Origin of the sequence: Pseudobutyrivibrio sp. YE44 (assembly GCF_900104335.1) — a bacterium.
Lineage (GTDB): Bacteria > Bacillota > Clostridia > Lachnospirales > Lachnospiraceae > Pseudobutyrivibrio.
Genome location: NZ_FMXT01000012.1, coordinates 28,905 through 50,489 on the forward strand (window position 1 = coordinate 28,905; position 21,585 = coordinate 50,489).

The following is a 21,585-nucleotide window of genomic DNA, read 5'->3' on the forward strand; positions in this document are numbered from 1 at the left end:
TTGAGATTTTCAGGAAGAAGACAGGTTAACATATGAGACTTATACCAGGAAAGACTAAAGTAAAAATTGAATTATTCAAAGGAATAACTCTTGGCGATGTTGCTGTTACAGTCATTGCCTTAGCTTTAGTGACTCTTGTTGGCCTTTCTTCTATTCCTGGACGCTTATATATTGCCTTGGTAATCCTTGGTATAACTGGAATCCTTTTATTTAGATTAGATGAGGAACCTACTTATAGGTTGTTGATTCATTGTCTGAAGTATCTTTCTTTCCCAAGGAGATTTTTCAGAGTATATGATGACAAGCATATGCTGGCGCGAGCTCTTGGAACTGAAAAGGAGCTTTATCTACAGGAGCTTGAAGAGAAGCTGAAGGAAGATCCTCTTTCTGATTTGACATCAAAGGAGCGTCGTAAGGAAGAAAAGAAGCTTTTTAAGGAAGAAAAAAAGATTCTTAAAAGTAAAGCTTCCACTGATGAGGAGAAGAACCAGGTTTGGAAGGCAAGAGCCAAAAGATCTGAGAATAATAAAAAGCGAAAACAGGAGGCCAAGGAAGAAAAAGAAGAAAACTTCATCGAAGATGTAATCCCATTTACAGGTGTGTCAGATGGGTTTATTGAATATGACGGAAAATACTACGGAACTATCATCGAGATTAGCCCGATTGAGTTCCGCTTCTTTAGCGTCTATAGAAGAAATGCATCCATTGAAGATCATTTTGGAAAGATTCTTAGAGCGTTGAGGGATGATTACGCCTTCAATATCATAAAAATCGAGCGTCCTACAATTTATGAGGATTATCTCGATAAGGAGTATGACAAGCTGGATGCTCTTAGGGCTTCTTATGAAAGCGGCCTTCTATCAGAGGAGGAGCTTCAGGCCAGAGTTGAGATTCAGTACGATAGAATCAATGCCCTTAGAGATATTTGTTATGACAACAAGGTGGTTCAGCCATTTTATTATATTGCCCTTTTCAACAGTGACAAGCGACAGCTTTTAATTGAAACAGAGATGGCTCTTACAGAGCTTGCAGCAGGAGAGCTTCCTGTCCGTCGATTGACTGAAAATAAGGAGCTTTGCGTTTTTTTGAAATACACAAATAGCGTGGATTTTGAGGAGCGTGATATTGATAAGCTTGACCCAGAGGATTATATCAGCTGGGCTATGCCAGAGAGTCTCCGATTTACTACAAGGAATGTAGCAATAAATAAAATTATAACTCATCAGCTTCGTGTTTCTACCTTCCCTTCCACAGTGGGGGATGCTTGGCTGGCTGGTGTTATGTCTATTCCTGGCACTAAGGTAGTGGTGAAATGTACTCCTATGGATAGAGCCGCTTCAGTAAAGGCTATTGATAGGTCCTTGGCAGAACTGAGAGGTCAGTATTCAACCACCAGCACTGATTCAAAATTACTTGAATTGGAAGAGCATATTGAAACCCTAAGTGAGCTTCTTGTTACCTTACAGCAGGACAACGAGGCATTGCTCACTGTGAATATCTATATTTCAATGTACGATTCCGTAAAGACTGCAGAGGGAACAGACGGTGAATTTGTAAAGGATTCTGTACTTCCTGTCATAGCTGACATGAAGAAGACTCTAACTAGAAATTGGCATGAAGCGGGAATGCGCTTAAACCCTATGGACTTCGTTCAATTGCAGACCTTTATAGGCTCACAGGTCTCAGCCTATGACCCTTTTGTGAAAGAAGGACGAGGAATTCCAGCCAACACAATTGCAGCAATGTATCCATGGGTATACGCAAACATCTCTGATGAGGGTGGTATGCGTCTTGGTGAGCATGATGGGGTACCTGTATTTATTGACTTCTTCAAGCGAGATGCAGAACGTGTAAATTCCAACATGGTTATCATCGGTAAATCTGGTGCAGGTAAATCCTATGGAACAAAGTCTATTCTTGTGAATATGGCTTCCGAGGATGCAAAGATTTTCATACTTGATCCAGAAAACGAGTACATGGAGTTGGCAGAAAATCTTCACGGCAAGGTAATTAACGTGGGAAATGCTTCCCAGGGTAGACTCAATCCGTTCCATATTATTACAGCCCTTGAGGATGATGAAGCTGGTGATGAGGCAGTTGGTGGAAGCTTTGCCACACACCTTCAGTTCTTGGAAGAGTTCTTCCGACAGATATTGCCGGATATTGATAAAGAGTCTCTTGAATACTTGAATTCTTTGGTAGAGAGGACCTATGCCAATAAAGGTATAATTCCAGAGACACCTCTAGGTGGCCTTGGACCAATGGATTATCCAGTATTTGACGATTTGTATGACGTAGTTTTAGCAGAGTTCCAAAGAACGGATAATCCGTATTTACGAACTATGCTGCAGACCCTAATTAACTATGTTTCAAAGTTTTCTACAGGAGGTAGAAATTCCAATATTTGGAATGGTCCATCTACCATAACCACAGATGAAAACTTTACAGTTTTTAACTTCCAGTCCTTGTTGGCAAATCGAAACCAAACCATCGCCAATGCCCAGATGCTTCTGGTTTTGAAATACATTGATAACGAGATTATTAAGAACCGTGATTATAATCGTAAATACGGATTAAATAGAAAAATCGTTGTAGTTATTGACGAGGCTCACGTATTTATCGATTCCAAATTCCCAATTGCTTTGGACTTTATGTTCCAGCTTGCAAAACGAATTCGAAAGTATAACGGTATGCAAATCGTTATCACTCAGAACGTGAAGGACTTCGTTGGAAGCGAAGAAATTGCTCGTAAATCTACTGCTATCATAAACGCCTGTCAGTACAGCTTTATCTTTGGGTTAGCACCAAATGATATGGATGATTTAGTAAAGCTTTATGACAAGGCAGGTGGTATTAATGAAATGGAACAGGAGCAGATTCTTACTGCACCTAGAGGCCATGCCTTTACAATTATGAGCCCAACAAGTCGTTCTTTCTTTAAGGTGGCAGTTCCAGACACACTGGTATCAATGTTTGAAAAGCCAGGTTATGTCAGCCGTTACTTTACAGGAAGGGGCGGTGACGAAAACTGGGAAAATTATATTGGAAATAGTCGTGAGGTTCACGAGGAGAATACCAGAGAAAAAGAACTGGCAAGAAATGTTGAAAAGATAATCGAGGACGAGAAACGCTCAGCAGTAACCTTCGAGGAAATTACTGCAGAAGAAGCAGATAAGCTATGGAATCCAGAACCTGAAGAAAAAGTTACATCAGCTCTTGAAACTCTCATGGCTGCTAAGCAGGCCAAGGAAGAAGATGAGCTTGAAGAATTACCAGAAATAGAGGATATTTCAATACCTGATGAGATTCCGGAAGATTTATCAGAACCAGTGCAACCATCTTCGCAGCCTGAAGGTATTTCATTAAACATCGCAGATATTGTGGATCTTATAAGAGCAGAGGTAAGAAGAGAATTTGAGACAGAATTAGCTAAGATAACACCTGCTCTTGAAGCACCAGAACTAAGAGAGGCTCCAAATTATGTACCAGAAGAAGCTGAAGAAGAGCCTGTGGAAGAGCCAGAAGAAGTTGAAGAAGCTGTACCAGAAGAAGAGCCAGAAGAAATAACTGAAGAGATTCCAGAGGAAGTAGAAGAGGAATTCACAGTACCAGAGCCTGTGGAAGAGCAAGAAGAGCTTGATGAAGGTGATGAAGAAAATGAAGAAGATGATGAGGATGATAGCTTCAGCTTCGATTTAATGTCGCTATTGGACGAGCAGCTTAAGTCATATAACAGCATGGATATAGAAGAGCGTATGGAGGAAATCGAAGCAGATACACTGGAGATTTCTGTGGAGGACTTAGCAGCGTATGTTAAGGCCAAAAGGAAAAGAATAGGAGCGTAGCTATGGATGTTAAATTAGTTGACCGTGGAGAGGAAGGAGAGTTAATTCTCTCAGGAAAATTGGAAGCTTCCAATTCGGCAGCAGCAGAGGAGTTATTCCTAAAACAGGCAGACAGATTTACTAATATTACTTTGAACATGAAGGATTTAAAGTATGTTTCCAGTGCTGGACTTCGTGTTATCAAACGACTCTATTTGAAGGTCAGAGGCAATGGGGGGGAACTTTCAGCAAGCAATGTGTCTGATTATGTAATGGAAGTTTTTGAAATGACTGGCTTTGCCACAATCTTGAATTTTAAGTAGCAAGGTTCTGTTGGGGAGTTAGATTTTATCTATGAGTTATAAGGGGTTTACAGACAAATTAAAGAGAAGTCCATTTAAGAGACTATTGGCAACTACCGTTGCAATAGTCTTGTTGGCATGTTCTCTTCCAATGTCTAAGGTCTATGCTGAAGAAAATAATGAAACCCCTACAAATAATACTAATCAGGATTCTCCGGAGGGACAGCCAAGTCTTAATGATATTTTCATGAATGGGGAAAATAATGTCAATTCAGAAGATGAAGCAGGAAATAATGAACCAGGAAGTACGGAAGAAAACGAAGCTGGTACAGGAAGTGATGAAAATATAATTCAGACTATCACTTGGGAAACACCTACCTTAAACGGTAGCTCTGACCCAACTCTTCCTGCTCCTTCCGTGGAGGAAATGATTTCAGAAACAAAATCAAATCCTGCAGAAGATAATCTCTATACCTTGACCGTTGCCACAGGTATTAAGCCTGGAGAGACTGTTCACTATTTTGCTGTGCGATATATTGATACATATGGTAGTAGGCGTACAAAATACATCTTCCCTCACCTGGATGCCTATAAGGTGAGCTATGACTACATGGCAGCTAAGGGTGGAGAGAACGGAACAGTAACAAAGCGCCACGAGATTCTCAGAAGTATGGGCTATGAAATAAATGAACCATCAGGCCCAGTCCCTCTTAGCGTATGGTCTGTAGACGAATATTTATTTAAGTCAGAATTTGGCCTAGCTTCAGTTGAAAGTATAGATGTGTTTATGGCTGGAGGTTCTTGGACAGTCCAAGGTATGTCTGTCAGCCAGGTAACATCCTTCGCCGGATACGGTGAATATGGATTCTATTCAGGAAAGTATTTCTTTGGAATCGGTAAAAAGAAGATTGCTGAACTAGAAAGTAAGAAAAAGGGTACACTTACCCTTACGGCAAATGGAGATACTTTGCTCAGTATAGGTGGAGAAGATTCAGCGTACTTTGGACTCAAGGAAGTAAAGGCTTCAGATCAGAAGGAAACAGACTCTCCTTTCGATGATCTTTACTCAATTCGTATAGACGTATTAGATAAGAAAGATTCAGGTCTTGAAACATTAATAAAAAATTCTGCCAGTGACTTGGATCCAGCCAATGGTTTGGTCGAGGATTTGGCAGTTCAAATAGAATATAAGGATAAAAATGGTTGGACAAGAAATGTTACCATGCCGGTATTGCTGTCGGTGGTGGGGCAGAGCAAGCAGCTAGGTGATAACGTACAAACAGCTGGACTATGCCAACGTGGAGATACTATTGCCTTTACAGCATGTCTTCCCGAGTTCGATTCTATTGTAACTTCAAAGCTATATGCAGGAACAACAGCAAGACAAGCCATAGAAAAAGAAGGCGGTATTCGACCAACAAGTGAGATTTCAGCCGAGGTGATTAGCGCACTTGATTCGGATGCATTATTCTTGTCAGGCATGTCCCTTTATAAAGGAACCTGTCGTATGTCCAACATTAATAATGGTGTTGATAGTCAGACAGGAAAAGAATATCAAGCGCTAACGACAGCCTTTAGCTTTTCAGAGCCAGCACCATTTATGTATTATACCGTTCAAAATAAGAATGGTATGCGTATAAATGGTAATACCAGTGAGAAGGTGGGAATGAAGAAATACAATACTCAAGACCCACTTATAGCTGCTCAAGCCTATGGCAATTTCATGATTCGTCTTCATACAGACACTATGGAAAATGCAGCTACAAAGAATAGTGTTTCTGTGAGATTAACTTATTCTACAGCTGGTGGTGTTTCTCAAAAGACAGCTAAATTTGATGCAAAGAAAGAAGTCCAGGAGCTATTAGGCTATTGGCCATCTATTACAGATCCTAAGGGTAACTTTGCATATTATTATGAGACGGACGTAGGTGGAACCATTGAGTTTCCAATAGAGCTACCAGATGTTACAGGCATTGAAAATGTTGAGATTAGCCTTGATGGAGAAAGTGAAGATGAGTGGCAGATAAATGGTGTGTCTGTTGCTTTTGTAAATAATATTGGCCCTAGAAGAATATATCTTCGTCCAATATCTGCCCAGGGTGATAATTCTCCATTTATGATTGTCAGAACAATGGAAAAATCTGACATTCCACCATTCCCACTTGGAATCACGCATTTGTTTAATGCAAATGATAGCATGGATTGGAATGTGAAAACTGGAAGAGGTACTGCAGGTGAGGAATTAGATTATTCTTCAATGCGATACTCAATGACCTACGAGCAGACACAGATGAATCTTGGCTTTGTTAAAAGTCAAAAGACCTATGATGTAACAGTTAGTGTTGCAGAAGATTCTGATGTTTCAAATGAGAATGGAGATTCGGGTTCTACAAACCAGTTCTTCTTCCAATTGATGTTTAAGAATGGTAATTCGGCAGTAGTACTTGCTAATCAGCAATTGTCAGCTGATGGTTTTAGAGCAGGTGTAAATGAGAATTTCACTATTTCTGTAAACAGAGATTATGGCGTATTAACTGGAATTCGAATTATTCCAGAGGATATTTCTTCAGATAGTGAAATTTTTGATAAATTAAATATTTCTCAAATCACAGTCACAGAGGATTCAAATGGTGGAGCTGCAATGCAGTACATTATTGACAATGTTGGCTGGATTGGAATTGACTACCATGATGAAGCTGAGAATTCTTCAATTAAGGGTAGAGAGGGCAGAATGATGTCTGAGTTGGCAAGCCGCTATACAGTTTCTGCCCAGCGTCATGTAGTAAATCTTTTATGCGAGATTATGACCCTTCCTTGGGAGATGGAGGACTACAAGCAGGTAGAGGGTTCTGTTAGCTGCGAGCTTGTTTATTTGGATACTAGTGGTCAGCCTCAGACAATAACTTTTGATGTTATAAAGCGTATGGCAATGTACATGGACAAGACCGCCATATCCTTCGAAGCTCCTACAGATCCTAATGATTCTTCAGCAAAATATTATAAGAATATGACCACAGTTTCGGACCCAGAGTGGATGCTTCGACCAAATCACACAGACCGATTTATTCTTCCTGCAATTCCGAATCTGCAGACAATTAAGAGTATGACCCTTCTTGCCATGAGTCGAAACAACAAGCCAGCTCAATGGGTTATTGGAGATGTGGCCATATCTCAGGTCATCAACGATGGTCCTGTTCAGCTGACAGCTGACAACGAATATTACAGAGATTTACAGACACAACCAATCTGTAAGATGGAAACAGATAAGAACAAGCTGTCAATGTTCCTTCCAGCTGGAGAGCTGGAGACCTTAAAAATTGATTTCACTGAAAATCAGTTGGTATGGTCAGAGGATGATTCATGGGTATCTCCTGTTACTCGTATTCCTGATGGCGAAGAGGATACCTTAAACATTTATCTTTATCCTACAGCTAGTTCAAGAGATATTGCTGGAACTCCAGTTAATTACGCAGTTCAGTATGCTATGACCTTCTCTAAGCCACAGCAAATGAGAGGTTCCTTTGTTCCTATGTCCAGTGGAACAGAGAAAGCTTGTTATATGGCTTCGGGAGTTAGAGCCTCTGGCATGGCAACCTTAAATAGCCTTACAGTAAGCTGTAATAATGAGCGAATGGGCTTTGATTCTGCGGTAGTGCAGCAGGTAAGAGATGGTGTTGTTGTAAATAATTATTATTTAAGCTTTAATAACTCATCTGCATTATTTGGTGTCACTGTAAAACCAAACAACTTCACTAGTGCGGCGGAGCCTCGTGAGCAGGTGGCCTATTTGTCCTTTGGTGCAGCTACACAAGAATCTCACTTGTTCTCAGAGGAAAATGATATAGCAGTTGCATTCAAATATCGTTCTTCTCTTGATAGTGGAGCACAGGAATACTATTCACCATATGTTTATTTAACAGATGTGGGAATTGGCAAAATATATCCTGGCATGATGGCTGAGGTAACCTTCAATATTCCTTACGTTACAGAAATTACCGGCTACAGAATCGGTAGCTTTGGTGGCATAGAGGCGACAATTGAAGGTGCAGTAATTACAAACAATAGCTATTCATCAAAGACAAAGGATGAGGCTACAGGTGAATTAGTTTCAAATGATTTAACTAGACTTGGTGTTTATAGCATTGGAGATGTATCCGAAGGTGGTGTTTTAGTGCCTTATGCTATAACCAATTCGATTATAGAAAAACAGGTTTCTGCTCAGGGAATGATAGGGGACCGTGCATTAAATCCTCTAGATATTATCTTTACAACAACTGGAGCAGTGGCCACAGGCGAAAGTGGTACTCAGGCACCAGTTCAGATGATATTCAATTACTACGACCAGGCAGGTGCTACCAGAAACAGGACAATTGGAGATATTAAGCAATACATTCAGGGAGGAGAGCATATCTTTAAGACTGGTTCGGATACAAGGGTTAGACTCTTCCTGCCAGAATGTAAGGAATTATTATCTATACAAATTCTTCCTTACGACGAAAGCGGCAATGCAAACTGGGCTATTAGCAATATAAGCGGAAGCCTTGGTTTGGGAGATGCCATGTTTAACAGAGCTGTAAATCAAGTATTTACTCAGGCCGCTGGTGGAACAATATTTATTAAGGAAGTAGTAATGACCACTTACTTCTCAATCAATAATAATGCAGCCCAGACTGTATCAAATCATCAGGCTGGTGCTGTAATGAAGAGCGGTGAAAAGGTCAACGTGACTGTTACTGTTGCAGATGGAACAGGATTTACTGCAAAGGCTTATTGGGTTGTTAATGGCACAAAGACAGAAATGACCGGAGCGGTAATTAAGGAGCTTACAGGAACAGGCTTCTATCTGTTAGGGCCTGACAATACCACAGGTGATCCACAGACCTACAATATTGAAGTGGCTTCAAAGGCTAATCCTTCCATTATTGATGTGATTACACTTACTGTTTATCCAAAGGATACAGGAAATCTTAATAATGTTGTGGAGCAGCTTAAGAAGAATAACGAGGAGCTTATTCAGGAACAAAAGAAGAATAATAATAGTGGAAGCTCTGGCGGCACAACCCCAAGTGGCGGAGGTACCGATCCAAGTAGCGGTGGTACCGACCCAAGTGGTGGAGGCACCGATCCAAGCGGTGGCGGCACGGACCCAAGTGGTGGAGGTACTGATCCAAGCGGTGGAGGTACTGATCCAAGCGGTGGAGGCACCGACCCAAGTGGTGGAGGTACTGACCCAAGTAGCGGTGGTACCGACCCAACAGATCCATAATATTATCAAGGAGATAGGTTAGGAGAAAAATATGTTGAAACAGATTGGAAAGGAGAAATTAATACTGATTGGAGTAGGAGTATTAGCTCTGATAGTGATTGCTGTGTTATTAATTACAGATCAGGCAACTCCTAAAACCTACTATGATGAAGGCTATCCTGTTAAGTCAAAGGAGTTAAAGGATGGGGGACTAAAAATCACAGTAGATGGCTCTAAGTCTGCAGATGTTCCATGGGAATACCAGGAGTTAGAGGATTCTCCAATTGAGTATAAGGTGAAAGCTTCAAGTGATGCTAAGCTGACCATAACAATTGCTCCTGTAAAATCTGGCTATGAAACAATAAAGCTTACAAAAGTAAGAAGAATTAACGAACTTGATTACCCAGTAGCCACCCTATATTTAGATGTGGTGGTGGCTGCTGGAGAAAAAGGCTTTGTGGCCAAGCTGGTTCAGGTTGATGAAAGGGTATCAGAGGGAATACTTGGAGCAGAAGACACAGACGAGCCTTACTACATCAAAGAAAACTATGTATATCTTCCAAATGGAGGAGAGTGGTCGTTGTATAATGCAGCCTTTGAAGGTAAAGAAGTACCTGAGGATGATTATACTGTGACACCAGGCATGGATGATAACGGCAGTCATTACTATCGTGTAAATCATTTGGCTGACCAGGAACAGCTGGAACTGGTTTTAAAAAATGAAACCCTTCAGCAAGAAATAAAGCTTGTTGCAGTTTCGGATGATAATGGAAATATCACAATAAAAAAGGCGGCGGCAAAATGAATGATTCAAAAGAGAGAAAGCATGAAATAAAAAAGGTTCTATTAAACAATTTGGTATTAACAGATGACAAAAGGCTTGCAGTGGGACCAGATTTTAGAATTACTCTTTGGGGAGTAGGTGATGGAGCTGGTGCAACCATGGTTCTCGGGGTGAAGAAAAAAGCCTATTTGATGGAGTCTGAATATACCAGCAACACACAAACGATATATAAGGCTACAGAGGCGATGAAGGATATTGGAAGACTTTTAAAGCTGGAAGAGGCTCCTGATAGTGCCAGTGCGTTAGTTAGACATGTTTTCTTTCGACCGGTGGTGCTGGTGTTAGAAGAGGTACCAGTTAACGAGGAAGAAATCGAAGCTTCACATAATGAGCTGGTACTTTCGGCATACTGTGGAAGAGCGCCTCTTGCAGGATTATCAATAAAGCATGCACTGTCAAAGCTGGAAAAAACTTCAGGAGGAAAAATAAAACGTTACTATGCACCTAAGGAAGAATAAATTAGGTGTTAATAATATCAGTGCGATAGCTTGTTTATATAAATGGAGGTAGAGCTATGCCAAGTAAAGGTCAAGAGAACAATGTAAAAGAGAATAAGGTGGAAGAAAAAAATGTAGAAGAAAACAATGTAGAAGTGAATATTAATGATATAAATGCTATTTCTAATGACGAGGAAGAAAAAAAAGACGAAGAAAAAAAGGAAGAAGCGAACAATCAGGTAAAGGGAGAAGCTCTTAAACAAAAAACTAAAGAGGAACTTGATAAAGAGCTTAAAGAACTGAGAAAGAAAGAAAAGGATGAAGCCGCTCTTAGAAAAGCAGAAGAAAAGCTTGAGAAAGAAAAAGCTAAAATTGCCAAAGAAAAGGCGGCAAGAGAAAAAAAGGAAGAAAAGAAAAGAAAAAAGCAAGAACGTGAGGATGCATATAGAAGAGCAGGCAAGAAACCACCAAGACTTTTTGACAGAGGTCTTTTGCCAGCTGTAGGGTTTGGTGTTGGTGCATTAGTAGGCTCACTTATAGGTTATACCGTTGTGGTAGCTCCACTGGTTATTTTTTCTCTTTTTTCTGCTGTAGTCAAAGGAGCTTCTTATGCTGTAAAGAGTTATCAGTATTTTAAGAAATCAAGAGAAGAAGCAAAGAAGGTAGGGGAGAAGAAGGCAGAACAAAAGGAAAAGGAAGATTCAAAAAAGTCTGAGAAAGAACTTGAAAAGTCAAAAGCAAAGGAGAAAGAAAAGGTAAAAGCTCCAGAGGTAAAGGATAGCGAGTTAAAACAAAAATCTGCTGACAAGAATAAAAAGCAGCCAGAGTACACCCCGGAGCAGAAGGCATTCTTTGACTGGAATAAGGAACAGAGAGATAACGAATTATCATTTATTAATAAAGAGCATAGTGATTTTGTAAAAGGAAAAGAGCTCTTTTTAAATCGTCTGTCAAAATTATGTATGCTGAAGGAAATGGAAGTTGCAGAAAAAAATAATCCTGGAGCATTATCTAGCAAAGAATACAAATCAGAGTTTAATAAGAATGTAAAAGTATATAGAGAGAGTAGTAAAGCCTTCAAGAGCTTAGCTGATTCTATTAAATCTCCAGAAGATATGGAAAAGGTCAGAACACTTGTAAATGAAGACAATGGTAATGGTTTGTATAATGAGTTGGCCAAGAGAGATGAAAATATCTCAAAGATTGATGCCAATGTAGAAAAGAGCAAGCAAAAATCCCTTGAGATAGATTCAAATCAGCTTAAAGCACCAAATTTACCTAATATGTAAATCTTTTATGGATTGGTTAGCCTAAGAAAGAGAGGTATTGCTTATGCCTGAGAAAATTGATGCTTGGTTAAGCGATGCAGTTTGTGCAAATTATAAAACCTATTTAACTAATCTTCTAATATCACAATTACCAGATGGTACATTCAACGATGAAGAGATTTTTCAACTGAATTCACTTGGTGCAGGACAAGATATTGCGACGATTTCTCATGAAGAGTTAGAGGCAAGGACGGCCGTCATGAGAAATATAAACCAATACGACGATGCTAAATCAGGGGTTGTATTTCTTGATTCTTCTAGGCCAATTATTGCAGGAATTCCTGGTTCAGAGGGCATTAGTGTTGCAGAAAGAGGGTTTGTTAAGGCAGGAAATGCAATAAGAGAGCAGGCAAAAAAGCGTAATGACCCTAGGATGGTACAGTTCTATGAGGATTTAGCAGATATATACACACCAACCAATGGAAATGTTACCCAATTATTTTTTACTTCGCCATATGTTCCATCATTGATGGGCCGTTATGCAGAATTGGTGGTTCCAAAAGGAGTAAGCTCAAAGGATTTAAAAGCTCAGTTGGGAGTACCTCTTTATGAAGCGAGCCTCGATTTTTTACATGCTATAGCAAACGAAGCTAGGTGTGAATATTACCATCAGGAGTGGGGAATGGAGCCTGAGAAGAGCGAAATGATTGAGAATCGCTTACGGGATGAAATGTATGAGGCCCACTCTAATCTTCTTGTTCAATACGAGAGACTTAAAGAGTTTTATGACAATCCTCCAAATAGAGCACCAGCTCATTTTGGTAACAGCTTAGCTCACCTTTTTGGTAGAGGAAGTGGGGATCGACATGTTGATCCATACATTGGCATTATCCGAGGAGAAAAGCAGGCCCTAGAAAATGGATGGGATAGAGATGATGCATATATTATCGGAGTAATCGGTTCAATAGAGGCAGAAGTACGTCGACAGGAGGAATATGGTTCTGCCAAAACAAAAGAGCAGCTATCTGCCTTTAAATCTCAGTTATATGCTTTAAAGGAAGAATGTTATTACACCAGAGTGGATTCGGCTGTTCAAAAGAAGGAGCTTGCTAATAAGGTAATAGCATTTGTTAATGCTGCAAATTCTCCGGAGGCATCTCCTGCGGCAAAGACCTGTTGTGGTGTAGCCATTAATAACATTAAACATTTCGATGAAATTAGTAAGTATATTGATAAAAGCATAGCTTTAGAAAGACAAAATCAAAACTCTATTCGTACGGAAAAAATGAATAATCCAGTAGAGTATATAAATGGATTATTAGAAGAGGCACGAGATTCAGGTAATTATCGGGTTTTCCTGTTGGAATATCTAGAGATGAAAGAGCAACTGACTGCAGCTTATCCTAATGGAGGTGGCGTACGTCAACAGTTTGAGGATGCCATGTCAGTGGTAACTAATCCTGGGGGTATTGACGCAGTAGCATTACAAAAGGCAACTAATGAATTGTATTTTGAAAGACAAATAGAATATGGTCAGAGATTGGAACAGAAGGCAAAGGATATTCGTGAAGGTAGGGTTAACACAGGTAAGGACTTTGATGCTGTCAAGAAAGACTATACCTTCAGCAAACGATATGCAAATAATTTACTAGCAGATAGCAATCTTGCTAGAAATATAGCAGCCTTGAAGGAAATGCATGAAAGATTTGAAAGTGTTCTAAATAATCATGATGAGACCGAACTTAAAAACGATTATATAAAGAATGCTACAGATGGTCTTACAAAGGCAGAAAGAAGATTCTATTTAACAAGTGCAGAAAATATCAAAACAGACCTTATGGAAGGCTATGGTATTTTATCTGATATAGATGGTATTCTTGGCTCTTTGCCTAACGATGAATTACGAGAATCAACCCTTAGTCAGGAAGTAGCGAAAATCAACGAATATGAAAGAGGCTTTAATGAAATTAAGGGCCAAGTATCAGTTTATCTGGAACAGTTAGAGACACTTGCTAGGGGAAGAGAAAAAAATTCTAGTTCATTTGAGAATATGCTTACAGCCTTGAGAAAGGTAGATGAATTAACTATAAATGACTCCCCTAAGGAGATATGTGAAGCTTTTAGATATCTGGGAGATACGTCAAAGCAGTATGAGGATAAGATAAATGCTCAGACCTTTGCAGCATTTTGGGACAATGGAGTTAAAAGAAAAACTCTATCTCAGACTTTACAGGTTTTCGCAAAGGAAAAACTAGATACACTGGTTGATATACCAGAAAGTATGGATTTTAGCCAGTCTATTGTAAGTCAAAAAGTTGCTGTAGAGGATTTGCATCAAGAGGCTACAGAAAAGCTTCACGAGAAGGAAGATGCAAAGGCAGATGAGACCCTTAGTAAGCTGTATCCTGAGGTTAAGACATACATTGACACACATATTAGTGGTACTAAAGATTTGTTAATAAGTGACAATGCTAATGGTGATTTTGCATCTTATAAGGATCGTGTTGAAAGTAGAATTGCCAAGTTGATTTTGTTATCTCAGGCGAAAAAAGCATTAGGTAAAAATCCAGATATGAAAATATCTATAAAAGATGTAGATGATAATGCTATAGCGAAGGGATACGGGAAGCTTCTGAAGAATGAATCCTTTAAAGCTATGATGGATAGTGTGAAAACCACTGGTGATTGTGCAAAGCTATGCAATATTGCGTTAAAAAATCCAAATCTTTTAATAGATGAGATGAACAAGCACAAACCAGAGGCAGCTGTGGAAGCACCAGCCAATAACAATATTATTAATCAGCCTAATATACAAGCTCCTAATTTGTAGATACTATTGGGTCTGGTTTTGTGAGCAAAAAATGTTTCATATTTAAGTATAAGGAACCTTTGAAAGGAATTAGGTAGTGAAGGAAATACGGATTGATGCATCAATTGAAAATGTAGAGAGATTGGTATCAATCTTGGATGAGCAGCTGGAAGCTGTAGACTGTCCTATGAAGGCACAGCTGCAGCTTGATGTTGCTGTGGAAGAGATTTTTTCAAATATCTCCCATTATGCCTATGGGGAAAACAAGGGACAAGTGTCAATTCGTATGGATATTTCACCAGAGCGAGGGCTAATTGAATTTATGGATCAAGGAGAGCCTTTCAATCCTCTAGAAAAAGAAGACCCTGATGTGGAAGCCGCTGCAGAAAGCAACCAGTTAGGAGGCCTGGGAATCTATATTGTGAAGGAGAGTATGGACGAAGTTTCATATGAGTATAGGGATAGAAAGAACGTCTTGACTATAAAGAAATACTTTTAATGATTAGGGGGTATATATGCCATTTATTAACGAGTATTTAAATGAAAGAGCAAATTCTAACTTAACAGATAATCTTAGACGAGTTCTTGGAACATTTTGTAATTCTGTAGGCCCAATGGCTGAAGAGGTTAAAGAAGATGCCCAGCGTAATTATCGGAGCTTTAAAACCGATTTAAGAGAGGTTGCACCTTTTGCATGGGCTATGGCTGATGATATTTCTTTGTCTAATATTGCAGAAGATAATGGCTTTCAAAATGGCATGAATTACATAAACCAGGACCAGGCAGCTAGAGAAGATACTTTGGATCAGTATTATGAACGGCTTCGCAATTTGGATTATAGAAATTTTAATTTTTCATGCCTATCAGGACAGGATAATACTGAAGTCCAGCCCAACGGTTTGACATCAAGTGAGAACGATGTAATCAAAACTGTTCTCTACGCAAAAGTTAATCAGCTTAGCTCTACAAGGGCAAAGGAAAATGAAGAGTATTATTTAAATAGATTGTCTCGTCTATCCCCACAGGAAAGGTATAAGGAGTATATAAATGAGGAGTATGGAACGAGGACAAAGGATGCTATTATCCATTATTTATTAAGGAAAAATGGATATGATGAAAGCTTGGGCAATGAAAACAGCGAAGCAAACATAGCTATCTACAATCAAATCAATAGTGGAAATCCGCAGTTTGCAGGCCCTCTGGCTACAATTGTAGGTGCTCAGGCAATGGAGCAAATATATGGGTATAGAATGGCCATGGTGAATGGTGAAAAAAATCCTCCAGAGCCCGAGTTGAAATTCCGTCCTCATTCAAGTTGGAATTATACTGCTGCTGATTTGGATCAAAATGATCAAGCATACACTATGTTTACTGGAGTATTTCCACATCTGTTTAGTAACATGGATAAACCATTAAATGATGACATATCCAGTCAGGTGTTCATTGATGGAGTATCCCTGAAGGATTACTGTGGGAACCAGGTTAATGATCAAATGGGAAAATTTGCAAATGATAAGGTATATGCTAGAGAATGCTTGAAGGCCTTATTCAGTGGTGAACATCATGTGGAGACAACAGTGCGCTATATGGACAAGAATGGAAAAATGCATGGAACCCTAATGGAGGTGAAGGCAGATTTAACACTTGCTTCAAATAGAGAGGTTTCAAGTCATTCTTGGTTTAGAAGAACTTTTTTCAACTGGGGTCCATTTAAAATCAAAACCTGTAAGGATAAACAGGCTGCTTTATTTAACAACGATACCAGTGCAGCCAAAGAAGCGCGTCGTAATTCTATAGTAGAGCGCTATCATGTTTTTGACGAGACCAATAACAATCCAGACAAAATTTTGTTTGAAAGAAATGAATCAGGCATAGTCAGGGATAAAAACAAGATTAAGAGTAATAACTTGCCAGATTTCAAGGTTTGGTTGGAGGATAAGGCTACCTACACAGCCGAAAAGAATATTTCATTAAAGGAGGAGTTCCCAGAAAAGGTTTCTGAAATTGCATATCACGATTTTAATGATTTCAAAACGGTATACCTTTTGATAGCAGATAATTATGGTGTTGGAAACGCAATATCCACTATTTCCAACCTTACAAAGACACCTTCTAAGGTAACGAAGGCGCAAGAGAAGATTTTAAATGATATAGGGCATTACGGAAATTTGCGAATCAGTTCCAATGATAAGAAGTCTGAGGTATTAAATAAGACTATAGAGCATTTCTTCAGAAATGGAGGCGTGGAGAATTCAAAGGGTGAATGTACATTAATGGCTATGAGAGAATTAAGTGCAGGAATGCCACAGGAAAAGTTTGTAAAGGCCATAAAAAATCTTAATGAACCAACAAGATTGTTAAATGAAAAAATTTCTGAGTTGGTCAAGTCATACAAGAGTGATCCTAATGCAAGGATTTCTCCTGAGGATAAGCAATTTATTACTGATAGATTGATTGAACAAAAGGTAAATGTAGCTTTTTCAGATAAGCTGTCAAAAATGGTGGATGGTACATCATTTAATGCAGACATGATTAGATCGGAAGAGGTAAACACTCTCATAAAGTATTTTGGAGATAAGGGCAGTCAGGCCTATAAGGAGATTGTTCAGCAGGTTAAGGAAGCCAACAAGGATACCTTGTTTAAAAGTGACAATTTGAAAGACGTTTTAGATGTTGTTTACAATAGCTCATTTAAGACTCCTAAAACTATAAGAGAATCGATAGTTACAGGATTGGCGGCCCAAAAGGAAAAAGAGATGGGGACTGATAATAAGAATCTTCAGCAGGACCCTAAGAAGAATGAAAAACAGGGAGCTCCTGCGAATGAGGTTGCAGCAAATAAGGTGGCAACAGTGTAGCCAGGCTTGGAGGAACGTATGGGAGAGGCTTCAGTAAAAAAAATTATATGGAGCACAACTATTAGAACAGCGCTATTCTTGTGCGTTGCTTTGGTAGTCCCTGCCCTTGCGTTTCAAAGCGGGTTGAAGGGGGCTAATCCTTATCATGTCATCAGTATCAGCGCTGACATCGCTAGCATGCTTACGGGATATGTATTGTTGTTAGGTTTGTACGTGGATAGACAGAAAAATGGATTGAATGCCCATTATTTGAATGGTCTTATTATCTCGACCTATATGGCAGCCTTTGCCGATGCTATTGCTTGGATTGTACAGGATGAGCCGGATTTTATAATCACTAATTACGTGATAAATACGGTTTATTATATTTCATTAATAACCGGAGCGATTTTCTTTTGGAAATATACTCTTACTTATTTGAAGGTTAAGAACAGACGCATTTATCTAGCAAATATTTTGGTTAATATTTTTTATGCTATAAGTCTGTTACTGATATTCCTTAATTTGAAGTTCGGTTTTTATTTTACTGTTGATAGTAATGGAACTTATATAAGAAGTCCTTGGAATGAGCTGTCAATGGTATATTCTCTGTGCCTGATTTTTCTATCACTTATAGTGGTCGTGGTTGAGAGAAAACAGCTAAAGCCTTTACAAATCTTTGCATTTTTTGTTTATGCATCCGGTCCATTAATAGCGTCTGGGCTCACCATTACAGCCTTTGGGTTATCCTTGAACCCTTCGTCTGCAATGCTTTCTATTTTGCTAATGTATTGCGCTTTGAATGTAACACAAGGCGTTTCGAAGGTTGTGGCAGATAAGGAAATAAGTATAGCTTCATCTATACAGGAAAACGTGTTACCAAAGGTTTTTCCTTATTTACCAGAACGGAAGGAATTTGATATATATGCTGTCATGAAGCCTGCAAAGGATGTTGGTGGAGATTTCTACGATTTCTTTATGGTGGATGATAATCATCTGGCTCTTGTAATAGCAGATGTGTCTGGAAAGGGAATTCCTGCGGCACTATTTATGATGAACAGTAGAACTCTTATTAAAAACAGAGTTATGGCTGGAGATAGACTGTCAGATATATTAGAGGATGTAAACAATCAGCTTTGCGAAGGTAATGTGGCTGATTTGTTTGTAACCCTTTGGATTGGAATAATAGAGCTGTCAACAGGTAAAGGCGTAGCTGTTAATGCAGGACATGAGCATCCACTTTTAAAGCGTGCCAATGGCCAGTACGAATTTGTGATTTACCATCATGATTTGGCGGTGGCTTTGTTTGAGGGGCAGACCTTTAAGGAACGTGATTTTCAGCTATATCCTGGTGATAGTATATTCGTATATACGGATGGAGTTACAGAAGCAATAAATGATGAGGATGAGCTGTTTACAAAGGAGCGGTTAGCCTCAGTACTTAATGACAAGCCTAATTCTTCACCTAAAGAATCTATTCAAAATGTATTGGAGGCTATTCACTCCTTTGCCAAGGATGTAGAACAGTTTGATGATATTACAATGTTAGCTATGACTTATTATGGCTCATAATAGCTGAGATGTTTGTTTGGAGGGGGCAATGCAAGAGTATTCATCTAGAAAAGAAGTATTGAATACTGTAGCTAGGACAGTCCTATTTTTAGGGCTTGCTATTTTTGTGTCTCAGCTTGCCAACAAGAGAGGCTTTGATGTACTGAATCCTCTTTATATCATAAACATAACCTTGGATATATTTGGAATGCTGGTAGGATATATAATCCTTGTGGGACTATATTTGGACAAGCAAAAAAAAGGGAAGACCATTAAGTATCTTATGGCAATTATTGTAATTACCTATATTGGTCTTTTCACAGATGCCGTTGAATATATTTCTGATGGTGTACCTGAATATCGCATGCACAATATTTTTGTCACAGTGCTTTACTATATTACAATTCCTGCAAATGCTGTGCTGTTTTGGCATTATACTATGAACTATCTAAAGGTCAGAAACAAGAAGCTGATTACTATTAATAAGTTTGTTGCAGCAGGATTTATTGTGACAATCATTGTGCGAATCCTAAATGTAAAATACGGTTATTATTTTACTATAGATGAAATGGGAATCTATTCCAGAGGACCATATTATTCTCTTTCAAAAGTATACTTTGTCGTCATAATGATTTTGTCTTTATCTGTCATTGTAGCCGAAAGAAAGCAGTTTAAGCCTATACAGCTTATAGCAGTTTTTCTATACGCCTTGGCTCCAATTTTGGTAGGCGTAATCTCCATATGGGTGAGAGGCCTTTCTCTAACGCCAATTACCACAATGGTAATCACTCTTTTTATGTACTGTGCCTTGAATGTTACTCAAGGGCGAGAACTTGCTGTGTCAGAGCGTGAGATTTCCATTGCGTCATCAATACAGGAAAATGTGCTCCCTAAGACATTCCCTTATTTACCGGACAGAAAAGAATTTGATTTATACGCCATAATGAAGCCTGCAAAGGAAGTAGGAGGTGATTTCTACGATTTCTTTATGGTGGATGATAACCACTTGGCTCTTGTAATTGCAGATGTGTCTGGCAAGGGAATTCCAGCTGCGCTTTTTATGATGAACAGTCGTACCCTGATTAGGAACAGAATACAAGCTGGAGATAGTCTTTCAAAGATTTTTTACGAGGTAAATAACCAACTGTGCGAAGGTAATATTGCAGATCTTTTCATTACTGTATGGGTTGGAATTATAGATCTAAACACTGGAGAAGGCGTAGAGGTGAATGCAGGACACCTAAACCCTGTCATTAGACGAGCCGGTGAGAGTTATCAACTGGTTTCATACCCTCACGATTTGGCTGTGGCCATGCTTCCGGATATGGAATATCACGCTCGCACTTTCAAGCTGAATCCTGGGGATAGTTTATTTGTTTATACAGATGGTGTTACTGAGGCAATGGATGCAAATGAGATGCTTTATAGCAAAGAAAGTCTGGAGGATACGTTAAATACGGCTCTGGATGCCACACCACAAGAAGCAATCGAACTAGTCCTTAAATCAATTTACGATTTTGTAAAAGATGCAGGACAGAATGATGATATTACAATGCTATGCCTAACCTACAATGGCAAGCAGGATTAATTGATATTTAGAGTTTTACAAATACGTTTCATCCTGTCATCTTTTATATGGAAAACCTCCTGCAGAGGCCATGGCAGGTCTAATACGTAATCACAATCCTTGGCAGATAATTCTGCTAGGGATTTTTTTAATCCCTCAGGATTCTGATAAAGCCTTTTACCAAAATCCACCTTTACATACTTCACATCAGACATATCAATCTTTTCAACCACACGTCGCATGCTGGTTTTGCCAAAGCTATCCTGCTCCTTTACGTAGGAAACCTTCTCGACCGTACCCCCAGGCTCTTCAAGGCACACTACACCAGTATTTATGTAGTGCTGCCACACAATCTCCGCCACCTTCTCTTTTGGAAGCGGATAATCCAGCTTACCCATTATCTCGGACACAGTAAGCCCCTGATCCGCCAAATGGCGCACTGCACCTCCACCAGCAAAATCCGTAATGAAATTCCCCAAAGCCTCGTTAAATTCCCTACTCATACCCCTAGTATAGCACAGGACCTCGGAACAAGTCTTTTATATTCATTGCACTTTGTGCACTACAGTATGTATCACGCAGACACACTCTATATATAAATAATTCTCTATCAGACTATATACAGAATTAAGTGTCTGATTTTGGAATGAACCTAGTGGAATAGAAAATGAGTTTTGAAATGTATAGGCATGTGCCGCCATGGACGGCGGCACAAGTGCGATTTGCAACAGGACGTTGACATTGAGCACGGTGACTATACATACAAAACTCATTTTCTTAATTCCACTTGGTGAATGGAGCATGAAGACACTTAATCTGTATATAGCTGATAAGAGAATTAGTGAGTATTACAAGTGTCTGCGTGATTCATACAGTAGCTTCAAAGTGCAACACCAAATAA

The 21,585-nt window shown here is 39.2% G+C and carries 12 protein-coding genes; 11 read left to right on the top strand and 1 reads right to left on the bottom strand.

The genetic code is table 11. The annotated features are described in order from the left end of the window. The first annotated feature begins 32 nt into the window (after positions 1 to 32). The 11 genes from BLR54_RS12775 (at position 33) to BLR54_RS12825 (ending at position 20,705) form a co-directional block, all read left to right on the top strand. Complete coding sequence (locus BLR54_RS12775) at positions 33 to 3,845, top strand: VirB4 family type IV secretion system protein (protein WP_090421686.1); 3,813 nt, start codon at positions 33 to 35, stop codon at positions 3,843 to 3,845. Positions 3,846 to 3,847: 2 nt separating this feature from the next. Further along, positions 3,848 to 4,147, top strand: coding sequence for an STAS domain-containing protein (locus BLR54_RS12780; protein WP_090421688.1), 300 nt, complete (start codon positions 3,848 to 3,850; stop codon positions 4,145 to 4,147). Between the two features lie 31 nt (positions 4,148 to 4,178). Next, on the top strand, positions 4,179 to 9,392 hold the full coding sequence (locus tag BLR54_RS12785; RefSeq protein ID WP_090421690.1) for a hypothetical protein: 5,214 nt from the start codon (positions 4,179 to 4,181) through the stop codon (positions 9,390 to 9,392). Between the two features lie 31 nt (positions 9,393 to 9,423). Then, positions 9,424 to 10,176 (top strand): hypothetical protein, encoded by a 753-nt coding sequence (locus BLR54_RS12790; RefSeq protein WP_090421692.1) that lies wholly within the window; start codon positions 9,424 to 9,426, stop codon positions 10,174 to 10,176. Then, positions 10,173 to 10,673, top strand: coding sequence for a hypothetical protein (locus tag BLR54_RS12795; protein ID WP_090421694.1), 501 nt, complete (start codon positions 10,173 to 10,175; stop codon positions 10,671 to 10,673). Before BLR54_RS12790 ends, BLR54_RS12795 begins: the two co-directional genes overlap by 4 nt. A 56-nt stretch (positions 10,674 to 10,729) precedes the next feature. Further along, on the top strand, positions 10,730 to 11,941 hold the full coding sequence (locus BLR54_RS12800) for a hypothetical protein (protein ID WP_090421695.1): 1,212 nt from the start codon (positions 10,730 to 10,732) through the stop codon (positions 11,939 to 11,941). Between the two features lie 43 nt (positions 11,942 to 11,984). Next, positions 11,985 to 14,750 (top strand): hypothetical protein, encoded by a 2,766-nt coding sequence (locus BLR54_RS12805; protein WP_090421697.1) that lies wholly within the window; start codon positions 11,985 to 11,987, stop codon positions 14,748 to 14,750. Positions 14,751 to 14,826: 76 nt separating this feature from the next. Beyond that, the gene (locus BLR54_RS12810) at positions 14,827 to 15,228 is read left to right on the top strand and encodes an ATP-binding protein (protein WP_090421699.1); all 402 of its coding nucleotides are present in this window, start codon (positions 14,827 to 14,829) and stop codon (positions 15,226 to 15,228) included. 16 nt (positions 15,229 to 15,244) lie between these two features. Beyond that, positions 15,245 to 17,587: a hypothetical protein gene (locus BLR54_RS12815; RefSeq protein WP_090421701.1), complete on the top strand. Its 2,343-nt coding sequence runs from the start codon at positions 15,245 to 15,247 to the stop codon at positions 17,585 to 17,587. An 18-nt stretch (positions 17,588 to 17,605) separates the two neighbouring features. Continuing rightward, entirely contained in the window at positions 17,606 to 19,138 is a 1,533-nt protein-coding gene (locus tag BLR54_RS12820; protein WP_090421702.1) for a PP2C family protein-serine/threonine phosphatase, read from the top strand. Positions 19,139 to 19,166: 28 nt separating this feature from the next. Next, the gene (locus tag BLR54_RS12825) at positions 19,167 to 20,705 is read left to right on the top strand and encodes a PP2C family protein-serine/threonine phosphatase (protein ID WP_090421704.1); all 1,539 of its coding nucleotides are present in this window, start codon (positions 19,167 to 19,169) and stop codon (positions 20,703 to 20,705) included. On the opposite strand, the gene BLR54_RS12830 is transcribed toward BLR54_RS12825, so the two are convergent. Beyond that, positions 20,702 to 21,187 (bottom strand): hypothetical protein, encoded by a 486-nt coding sequence (locus tag BLR54_RS12830; protein WP_090421706.1) that lies wholly within the window; start codon positions 21,185 to 21,187, stop codon positions 20,702 to 20,704. The two genes, BLR54_RS12825 and BLR54_RS12830, sit on opposite strands and share 4 nt — an antisense overlap. Positions 21,188 to 21,585 lie beyond the last annotated feature (398 nt).

Bases quoted from the DNA above. Each gene is read 5' to 3' on its own strand.
- BLR54_RS12775 (WP_090421686.1), top strand. From the start codon at position 33: ATGAGACTTATACCAGGAAAGACTAAAGTAAAAATTGAATTATTCAAA.
- BLR54_RS12780 (WP_090421688.1), top strand. From the start codon at position 3,848: ATGGATGTTAAATTAGTTGACCGTGGAGAGGAAGGAGAGTTAATTCTC.
- BLR54_RS12785 (WP_090421690.1), top strand. From the start codon at position 4,179: ATGAGTTATAAGGGGTTTACAGACAAATTAAAGAGAAGTCCATTTAAG.
- BLR54_RS12790 (WP_090421692.1), top strand. From the start codon at position 9,424: ATGTTGAAACAGATTGGAAAGGAGAAATTAATACTGATTGGAGTAGGA.
- BLR54_RS12795 (WP_090421694.1), top strand. From the start codon at position 10,173: ATGAATGATTCAAAAGAGAGAAAGCATGAAATAAAAAAGGTTCTATTA.
- BLR54_RS12800 (WP_090421695.1), top strand. From the start codon at position 10,730: ATGCCAAGTAAAGGTCAAGAGAACAATGTAAAAGAGAATAAGGTGGAA.
- BLR54_RS12805 (WP_090421697.1), top strand. From the start codon at position 11,985: ATGCCTGAGAAAATTGATGCTTGGTTAAGCGATGCAGTTTGTGCAAAT.
- BLR54_RS12815 (WP_090421701.1), top strand. From the start codon at position 15,245: ATGCCATTTATTAACGAGTATTTAAATGAAAGAGCAAATTCTAACTTA.
- BLR54_RS12820 (WP_090421702.1), top strand. From the start codon at position 17,606: ATGGGAGAGGCTTCAGTAAAAAAAATTATATGGAGCACAACTATTAGA.
- BLR54_RS12825 (WP_090421704.1), top strand. From the start codon at position 19,167: ATGCAAGAGTATTCATCTAGAAAAGAAGTATTGAATACTGTAGCTAGG.
- BLR54_RS12830 (WP_090421706.1), bottom strand. From the start codon at position 21,187: ATGAGTAGGGAATTTAACGAGGCTTTGGGGAATTTCATTACGGATTTT.